The 7,414-nt window shown below is 37.3% G+C and carries 9 protein-coding genes; 5 read left to right on the top strand and 4 right to left on the bottom strand.

Going from position 1 to position 7,414, the window contains the following annotated elements; genetic code table 11:
• Positions 1 to 169: 169 nt before the first annotated feature.
• Positions 170 to 1,117, top strand: a complete 948-nt coding sequence (locus tag NZ519_04110) for a hypothetical protein (GenBank protein MCS7027927.1) — start codon at positions 170 to 172, stop codon at positions 1,115 to 1,117.
• Positions 1,095 to 2,408: an Ig-like domain-containing protein gene (locus tag NZ519_04105; GenBank protein ID MCS7027926.1), complete on the top strand. Its 1,314-nt coding sequence runs from the start codon at positions 1,095 to 1,097 to the stop codon at positions 2,406 to 2,408. The genes NZ519_04110 and NZ519_04105 overlap by 23 nt, the downstream gene beginning before the upstream one ends.
• A 168-nt stretch (positions 2,409 to 2,576) precedes the next feature.
• Here the strand turns inward: NZ519_04105 and NZ519_04100 are convergent, their stop codons facing one another.
• Complete coding sequence (locus tag NZ519_04100) at positions 2,577 to 2,714, bottom strand: hypothetical protein (GenBank protein ID MCS7027925.1); 138 nt, start codon at positions 2,712 to 2,714, stop codon at positions 2,577 to 2,579.
• Between the two features lie 93 nt (positions 2,715 to 2,807).
• Between NZ519_04100 and NZ519_04095 the strand changes: the two genes are divergently transcribed.
• Complete coding sequence (locus tag NZ519_04095) at positions 2,808 to 3,503, top strand: CoA transferase subunit A (protein ID MCS7027924.1); 696 nt, start codon at positions 2,808 to 2,810, stop codon at positions 3,501 to 3,503.
• A gap of 20 nt (positions 3,504 to 3,523) precedes the next feature.
• On the top strand, positions 3,524 to 4,099 hold the full coding sequence (locus NZ519_04090) for a hypothetical protein (GenBank protein ID MCS7027923.1): 576 nt from the start codon (positions 3,524 to 3,526) through the stop codon (positions 4,097 to 4,099).
• A 40-nt stretch (positions 4,100 to 4,139) separates the two neighbouring features.
• Here NZ519_04090 and NZ519_04085 read toward each other — a convergent pair whose 3' ends face one another.
• The 3 genes from NZ519_04085 to NZ519_04075 are packed head-to-tail and all read right to left on the bottom strand — an operon-like array spanning position 4,140 to position 6,648.
• Entirely contained in the window at positions 4,140 to 5,234 is a 1,095-nt protein-coding gene (locus NZ519_04085) for a tetratricopeptide repeat protein (GenBank protein ID MCS7027922.1), read from the bottom strand.
• A gap of 23 nt (positions 5,235 to 5,257) precedes the next feature.
• Positions 5,258 to 6,115 carry a 3-hydroxyacyl-CoA dehydrogenase NAD-binding domain-containing protein gene (locus NZ519_04080; protein MCS7027921.1) on the bottom strand — a complete coding sequence of 286 codons (858 nt, stop codon included), beginning with the start codon at positions 6,113 to 6,115 and terminating at the stop codon, positions 5,258 to 5,260.
• Between the two features lie 20 nt (positions 6,116 to 6,135).
• The gene (locus NZ519_04075; protein ID MCS7027920.1) at positions 6,136 to 6,648 is read right to left on the bottom strand and encodes a DUF4293 domain-containing protein; all 513 of its coding nucleotides are present in this window, start codon (positions 6,646 to 6,648) and stop codon (positions 6,136 to 6,138) included.
• Between the two features lie 81 nt (positions 6,649 to 6,729).
• On the opposite strand from NZ519_04075, the gene NZ519_04070 reads away from it, so the two are divergent.
• Positions 6,730 to 7,302: a D-sedoheptulose 7-phosphate isomerase gene (locus tag NZ519_04070; GenBank protein ID MCS7027919.1), complete on the top strand. Its 573-nt coding sequence runs from the start codon at positions 6,730 to 6,732 to the stop codon at positions 7,300 to 7,302.
• The last annotated feature ends 112 nt before the right edge of the window (positions 7,303 to 7,414 follow it).

Here is a 7,414-nt window from a genome sequence, read left to right as displayed (position 1 = left end):
TGCGAAGGGCGTGCGTCAGCACGGTGCGCAGCGAAGCGCAGCACCGAAGCGATAGCGTAGCCCGTAGCACGCCGACCCGAAGCGTTAGCGAAGGGGCACGCCCAAAAATAAAAAAATCAACCTAAAATTTTTTAATGTTAATCTCTTAAAAATTGCTTATTTTTGTTATGTGGTATATGCTAATCCCTACACGCAAATCATAGGAAATATGGATAGTTCAGGCATGATAGACCGCACCGCCTGGCTATTCCGCAAACACTTCAAAGACTACCTGATTGTAAGCATGGTTACTTTTGCTCTGCCCTTTGTTATTTTTGTAAGTCTGCTTATTGCTACCCAAACCGATTATTTTGTAACAAGAAGCTACGACAAAATTACTAGCCTATTTGTGGTTGGAAGTGTAATAGTGTTCCCCACCTGCATGACAATATTCAGCGTTTGGAGTGAAATGGCTATCAGCTATTACACACATAAACGAATACACTTGGAAGAAGTAGATTGGTGGCAAGCTTGCATAGCAACAACCTCGTATATTATTCCGAACTTGCTTGTCAAAACTGTTCAAATAGGCATCACAATAGTAGTGGGTATAGTGGCTGTATTTGCTGTTTTTGTCCCTATAATAGGTTCTTTGCTGTACTTTTGGATAGTAATAGGCGCGTATACCTATCTTACGGCTTTATTTCCAATTATTACTATTGCTGAACCACACACGCCTTTTATTAGGCGATTAGCTCGTAATCGTAGCTTAGTGGGCGCAAAAATTATACCTTGTTTTACTACGGCTACCGTAGGCACTTTTATTTTAGCAGGTCTGCTTTTTTTAATGTATATTTCGTTAGGGCTAAGTTTGTACTGGGTAGTGATACCTTACTTCAAGCAGCTAAATGATGGTGAACTTTCTATACGTACATTAAATCAAATTTTGTCTATTATTTTTACAATTTTGACCGCAGGCGTGTTTATGTTGGCTGTACCTACTAAGCCCATATTTTACACTATGATGTATTACAGTTTAGTGAGCTACAAAGAAGCGTATCATTTAGAATATCAAATTAAAATGTACCAAAAGATGATGCAAGCTTACGATGAATATGAGAACAAAAAAGCTGTATAGGGGAATATTTCTGCTCTGTTTATTACTTTTTGTTTTTTCGTGCAAGAAAAAAGATGAAGAACCTCCGAAAATAACCGTTGCTGCACCTGTAATGGGGCAAGTATTTTCTTACACTCCAACGATTGACATAACAGGCACTATAAGCGATAACATAGGACTACAAGCTATAGAAGTAAGTCTGTTAGATATCCAATATAAATTTGCCGCAGGTATAGTGCGATATCCTATTGCTCAAAAGGCTACTACGTATAGCGTTTCTTACAGTGTACAAGACATATACCTCCCTGCGGGATTTTATTATCTTAAAGTTCAAGCAGTAGATTTAGCTAATAACCGAACTTCTGTTTTTGTTCAAATTTACTTGCAGGAACTACCTTTGTCTTTACGCGGCGTGTATTATTTAGGCATAGATGAACATCATAATTACTATTCGTATCTGTACCAACTAGGGTATAATACACCTAAACTGACATTAGACAGAAAAGCTACGGACATCTGTTTTTTTCCAAGATATAACTATTTGTATGTATGTTCTGCGTTAGATGGGACTTTTAAGGGCTATAAACTCAATGACTCTCTACTGCCCTTGGGTTTTCAACACTATCAGCCGAATGCCACAAGTGTGGATAGATATACAAAGATGCTTTTTTTATCGGATAAAACTGTACTCCTTCTTTCTAAAACCGAGCCCTTTTATCAAGTATTTACAACTTCAGGCAGTATTATAGGTAGCCACTCCAATAGCATAGACTTTCCTGCTACTGCTTGTGAACATAAACAACGCATTTATGCTCTTATTCCTGGTACAAGTGTTGCGTATAATCAAATAGATGTTTTTAATCCTTTTGCTAACTACGTTAAAATTCACACAAAAAACCTTACTGAAAGAGTGTTAGATATTGCCACAAATGGCACAGAAATATGCGTACTAACTTGCGATGGCACACATTCTTATACTCGCTACCTTCGCAGCGATGATTTGGTACAAGTAGCTAATAACCGACACTATGGAATTAAAGCTAAAAAATGGTACGTATTTAACAATACTGCTTACATTTTGACCGAAGGTGGAATTTTGAGGGAAAATTTATCTACCAAAAGTGCTTCTACAACTCATTGGATTACAGGGGTGTATACTACGCTAGCTTATGAACAGATTAGCAATGTTATTTATGCTGCTACTCCTACACATATTCAAAAAATTGATGCAAATACAGGGTCTATTTTGCAAAGTTTTGCGTTACCTTCGGGTATAAAGGTGGAAAAAATAGATTTTTGGTACAACAAGTAATAAAATAGCCCAAAATGTGAATGATACGCAGACGAAAGATGAAATGAGTTTAAGGTTTGAGTGTGTACAGCTTTTGCGGTGGTATTTAACTGGTTTTAGAAGTCAAGATTTTTTGAGTAAGTGGGCTTTTTTGAGGTGTTTTAATTTTTTTGAAAGGTTATTTTGAGTTCAATTGCGTGAGGCATGCGAAGGGCGTGCGTCAGCACGGTGCGGAGCGAAGCGTAGCACCGAAGCGATAGCGTAGCCCGTAGCACGCCGACCTTGTGGGCATGAGCGCAAGCGAAACGCCCACAAGGGCACGCCCAAAAAATTAAAATTTAGAAAATTCTTCTCCACTTGACCTTAATAAAAAACTCAATTTTAGTTGAAATACTAAAAACTTTTCATATTTTTGGGACTATGAATAAAATTGTCAAAGACGCAACAGAAGCTCTCCACGACGTATTTGACGGCGCTACCTTACTTTTAGGCGGCTTTGGATTGTGTGGTATACCCGAAAATTGTATTGCAGAATTGGTTCGCAAAGGCGTTAAAAACCTCACCTGTATATCTAATAATGCAGGTGTGGATGACTTTGGTATAGGTCTGATGCTCAAAAATAGACAAGTTAAAAAAATGATAGCCAGCTATGTAGGAGAAAACGAAGAATTTGAGCGCCAAATGCTATCAGGAGAATTAGAAGTAGAACTTATTCCACAAGGTACCTTAGCAGAGCGCTTGCGCGCAGGAGCAGCAGGCATACCTGCGTTTTTTACCCCCACAGGATACGGTACCGAAGTAGCAGAAGGTAAAGAAGTTAGAGAATTTTTTGGCAAAATGTACATAATGGAACATTGGCTTAAAGGAGATTTTGCTATCATCAAAGCTTGGAAAGGGGATGCTATGGGAAACCTTATTTACAGAGCTACAGCTCGTAATTTTAATCCAATAATGGCAGGTGCAGCCAAAATTACTATTGCCGAAGTAGAAGAAATTGTTCCCGTAGGTAGCCTCGATCCTAACTTTATCCATACCCCAGGCATCTATGTGGATAGAATTTTTCAAGGCAAAAATTACGAAAAACGTATTGAGCAAAGAACTACCCGAAGCAGATAAATTCAAAATTCCATACTACTATGAAAGACCTACCATTGTTTCAAAGCTTTTATCAAGAGTATTGCAGAAAGCATCTTGACCGTTATATCTCTCAAGATGAGGTAGAAGCATTAGTCATGATGACACCTATGCTAATAGTAGCTCGGTGCGATGGAAAAATGGATATAAAAGAGCTTGTATCGGTCATTGAAAATTTAGAAATTCTTTATCGTATTGATGAGGATCCATTGAACGATTTAATACCTACTGAAGATGTTGAAATTACAGAAGATGATGTCAAAGAAATGGAATATTTCATGCAGGACTTTCATGTGTGGGAGCAGCGCTTGTTGGAACTACATAAGATATACATTGGTACTGACATAGAAAAAAAACGCCTATCCTTAATCATGATGGAAGCGGTAGCCGATGCCCACCACGAACCTGCAAAACAAGCCGTAGAACACGTGTTAGATGATACGAATACTACTTGGGGCAAAAATATCTCTGAAACTGAACGTAATACTATCCTAAAACTATGCGACTACTTAGGTATAAGCAACGAACCTAAGTTAGCTGATGAAATTAAACGCCTTAAATCAGTTGAAGCAATGTGAAAAGCTCGTATTTTGAGGGTTAGGTAAGTTGGCAAAAGTACTATTTACCTAACTCTTTTTTCAAATCATTGTAAGCTTTCTGTGCTTCTAAATTGTTTGGATTGAACTTAATAGCTAGTTTGTAGTCTTCAAAAGCTCTTTGTTTGTTGTTCAGAGCTTCGTTACAGGTGCCGCGCATATACAAAGCATCTGAAAATGTATTATCAATTTGAATAGCATAGGTAAAGTCCTCTCGTGCAAAAGCATATTGCTTTTTCTCCCACTGTATCAAACCTCTGTTGTAGTAAGCATTTTTCAAGGTTGGATTGAGATACAAAGCTTTGTTATATGCAAACAGTGCTTTATCTAACTCTTTGTTTTCTTGTAAAAGAACTCCCATGTTGTAATGAGCGTTAGCGTTATTATCGTTAGCTTTGATAGCTTTTTCGTAGTAGCTTAATGCTGTTTGATACAGTTTATTTAGTGTATTCTCATCTTTTTTCTGTGCTTTGGCAAGTTTCCATTCCTCATGAGTCATTTGCCCAAGCTCCAAGTAGGCGTTTGAAAATGTACTGTCATACTGCAAAGTTTTTTCAAAGTATTTACGAGCTTCGGGATTATTGTTTTTGTTACGATATACTAAACCTAGTCCAAAATAAGCAGGAGGATAGTTAGGCGATTTTTCCAAAGCAACCTGAAAAAGTTTAGCGGCATTATCTACACTACCTTGATAAAATAAAATAGTAGCCGCAGCAGTATAAATAGCAGGGTTCTCCGTGCCTAATTTAATAGCTTCTTGGTATGCAGAAAGAGCTTCCTCATCTTTGGCTAAAACGTATTGATAAATTCCTAGCTGATAGTAGTAGTTCGGATTTTTAGGGTCTAATTCAATAGCCCGCTTAATATCTAAAACTGCAGTTTGTACCTCACCTTTTTGAAAATAAAGCACAGAACGGCGATAATACAAATCAGGTTTAGCCGTAAATTTCTCTAAACTATCTGTAATGTTTTTAATTCCTTGCTCTATTGCCTTGAGCTGCTTTTCTTTTTCGTTTTCCGTTTCAACTTGCTTTTTGTTAGTAATCGTATTTTTAGGTTCTGCTTTTTTGTTAATGCAGCTTGTAAGTGCTATGCCAATAAAGAGCAGTGAATACAAAAAACAACGACACATACCTTATGTTATTGTTGTTCAGGATATACGTAGAAACCTTTACCTGTTTTTCTACCCCAAAATTTAGCTTCTACTTTTTTCTGTTGAATAAGGCTAGGTCTAAACCGTGCATCTTGATAAAAAGCATTAAACAAAGAAACTGTTACCGCAAAATTAACATCTACTCCGATTAAATCCATGAGCTTAAAAGCCCCCATTTTGAACCCCGTGGCTTCTAAAAGTTCATCAATTTGTTCCATTTCAGCCACTTGTTCAGACAAAATTTTTAAGCTCTCCCCATAAAAGTGCCGAGCTACTCTATTGACAATAAAACCTGGATAGTCTTTGACTAAAATAGGGGTTTTTTGCATGCTTTCTGCTACTTTTTTGACTACTTCTACTAGTTTTTTGTCTGAAGCCTCTCCTGCGATGACTTCAACTAATTTCATTACAGGGGCAGGATTAAAAAAGTGCATGCCTATTACGCGCTCAGGGTGCTTGCAAGCCGAAGCAATTTGAGTGATTGGAATAGAAGAAGTATTACTACAAAAAATAGTAGTGGACGGCAAACGCTCTTCCAAGGCAGAAAATAGCTCTTGCTTAGCCGATAAATTCTCCACAATCGCTTCAATAACTAAGTCTGCTTCAATCTCTGAAAATTCGGAAGTATAATGTATGCGAGATAAAGCTTCATTTTTTTGCTCTACGGTTATTTTTTGCTTTTGCGCTAAGTTTTCTAATGCAATTTCTATATTGAGCTTTGCTTTTTTAAGTGCAGTATCATTTATGTCAAAAAGAATAGTACGGTAACCATGTGTGGCTGAAACTTGGGCTATACCTGTTCCCATTGTACCTGAACCAATGATAGCAATAGTCTTAATCTCCATAATTGCAAAAGTACAAAATTTTAACCTCTTAAACGGAAAGAATTCATATCTCGCACTAAACGGTCATCTTTCTCTATGTAATACGCAGCTAATAGACAAAAAGCTATGCTCAATATTGGAAAAATAACGCCTATTTGTACATTGCTACTTTGCAGTGCATTTACCCCTGCAAATTGGGAAATTTGATTTTGAGTATAATATACTCTCCAAAATATGTATGAGGTTTGTAAAAAAGCAATTCCTGCGGATAGCCAAGCTACTCTTTTCTGAATTTGTCTTTTTTTGTATAAAAAAATAGTAACCAAAGCACTGATACAGAACAAGATACTTAAAATAAAAATCCAACGAATGGGATGAGCAGGTACAAAAATAGAGAGCGTACTATTCAAATTTTTGATATACTGTCCATGAAATACAACTGTAGATTGGCTATTAACCGTGTTAAACTCAAAAATCCACAGTTCTGTGAATATGGTCAATGGGTTCAGCGCGATAGCTAAAAGTAGCCACACAGTTTGAATTCTTTGAATCATATCAAGCAAAAATACAGTGTATTTGTATAAATCCCAAACTCAAAAGCAGAATTATCAACAAAATAGTAACTTTGTACTGTCATGTACGTTTATCAACAAATTGAAGAAGCCATACGGATTAAAAAAACTCTTTTAGCACAAAGCGAATATATAGAGCAAGTTGCACAAGTGCTTATACAAGCTTTTAAGGCGAACCAAAAACTCCTTATTTTTGGTAATGGTGGTTCTGCGGCTGATGCACAACACTGGGCTGCTGAATTTTCAGGTTCGTTCTACAATCGTAAAAGACCTGCTTTACCTGCCATAGCACTTACTACTAACTCTTCCGAAGTTACAGCCATTGGCAATGATTTTGGATTTGAATACATTTTTCAAAAACCTTTGTCTGCATTAGCGCAAAAAGGTGATGTAGTGATAGGTATATCCACTTCGGGTAATTCTAAAAATGTACTTTTAGCGATTGAAACAGCTATTGAAAAGGAATGTATTGTTATTGGCTTTACAGGAAAGACAGGAGGTAAGCTCAAAGAGTTGTGCCATTATTGTTTTTGCGTTGATTCGACAGATGTAGCTCGGATTCAGGAAGCACATGAACTTATAGCGCACTTGCTTTGTGCGCGCGTAGAGCAGGCTTTGTTCGGTAATTGCACTTGATAAGGTGCTAAATATTGAGTTTGAAAAATGTTTAATTTTTTTTGGGCGTGCCCCTTGCTGACGCAAGGGTCGGGGCATTCCGCACTACGCTTCGCTTCGGTGCTTCGCTAAC

It is taken from the genome of Bacteroidia bacterium, from assembly GCA_025056095.1.
Lineage (GTDB): Bacteria > Bacteroidota > Bacteroidia > JANWVE01 > JANWVE01 > JANWVE01.
Note: the sequence above shows the minus strand (reverse complement) of the source record. Positions and strands in the feature narration are given on the sequence as shown.

Excerpts from the sequence above, each read along its gene's own strand:
- NZ519_04105 (MCS7027926.1), top strand. The coding sequence starts at position 1,095 with ATGAGAACAAAAAAGCTGTATAGGGGAATATTTCTGCTCTGTTTATTA.
- NZ519_04095 (MCS7027924.1), top strand. The coding sequence starts at position 2,808 with ATGAATAAAATTGTCAAAGACGCAACAGAAGCTCTCCACGACGTATTT.
- NZ519_04090 (MCS7027923.1), top strand. The coding sequence starts at position 3,524 with ATGAAAGACCTACCATTGTTTCAAAGCTTTTATCAAGAGTATTGCAGA.
- NZ519_04080 (MCS7027921.1), bottom strand. The coding sequence starts at position 6,115 with ATGGAGATTAAGACTATTGCTATCATTGGTTCAGGTACAATGGGAACA.
- NZ519_04075 (MCS7027920.1), bottom strand. The coding sequence starts at position 6,648 with ATGATTCAAAGAATTCAAACTGTGTGGCTACTTTTAGCTATCGCGCTG.
- NZ519_04070 (MCS7027919.1), top strand. The coding sequence starts at position 6,730 with ATGTACGTTTATCAACAAATTGAAGAAGCCATACGGATTAAAAAAACT.